1 protein-coding gene is annotated in these 801 nt (G+C 60.7%); it reads left to right on the plus strand.

The window, feature by feature from the left end:
- The first annotated feature begins 3 nt into the window (after positions 1-3).
- A complete protein-coding gene (locus tag D8W71_RS12720; protein ID WP_121113988.1) occupies positions 4-429 on the plus strand; it encodes a PPOX class F420-dependent oxidoreductase in 426 nt (141 codons plus the stop codon).
- Positions 430-801 lie beyond the last annotated feature (372 nt).

An 801-nucleotide genomic window follows, 5' to 3' on the forward strand; every position in this document is an offset into this window, starting at 1 on the left:
CGAATGGCAACCCTCGCAGATCCAGACGTCCGAGAGTTTCTCGAAGAGGGGACTCGAACGGGCAAGCTCGGCTTCGTCGCTTCGGACGGCCGACCGCTCGTCGCTCCTGTGTGGTTCGTGCTCGAGGGGGATGCGATCGTCTTCAACACGGGTGCCGATACAGCCAAGGGGAAAGCAATTGCGCGGGATCCCAGGCTCGTGCTGACGGTGGACCTGGAAGAACCTCCGTACGCGTTCGTACAGGTTCAGGGCGTTGCCGAAGCATCGGAAGATCCCCAAGATCTTTTGGACACGGCCACAGCTATCGGCGGTCGATACATGGGCGCAGAACGCGCCGCAGAGTTCGGCAAGCGGAACGGTGTACCCGGTGAACTGGTGGTGCGTCTGCGGCCGACGAAGGTCATCGCGTCGCTCGACGCGACGGCCTGAGTCGTCGTTCCGCAGCTACGACACGGCCTTCGTCCGGGCGACTTCCCGCCCTGTAGATTGGACAGGTGCTGCAACAGGACGATCTACCCGTGCGAATTCTCGGATCCTCGCCGGATCGAGAAGCCGAGCAGACCGTTCCACCGACTCCCGGTTGCTGCCACGTCGGGTACGTGCAGGCAGGTGTTGATCGTCGGGCCGTGTAACGCTCCCCACCCTGAAGGAAGATGTACTGGTGGGTAACTTTGCCCGCTCTCGGTACGGCAGTTCGTTCTCATTGAAGAAACCAATTAGATTCGATTGTTCGGTGCTCGAAGTTGTCGACGGACGTGACACTCTTCGGGGGCGTGTGATTGTGGGAAAGAGAGGAATCGA

The organism is Rhodococcus sp. P1Y (assembly GCF_003641205.1).
Taxonomy (GTDB): domain Bacteria; phylum Actinomycetota; class Actinomycetes; order Mycobacteriales; family Mycobacteriaceae; genus Rhodococcoides.

What these genes read in the sequence shown, in the direction of transcription:
- D8W71_RS12720 (WP_121113988.1), top strand. Translation starts at nt 4, where the DNA reads ATGGCAACCCTCGCAGATCCAGACGTCCGAGAGTTTCTCGAAGAGGGG.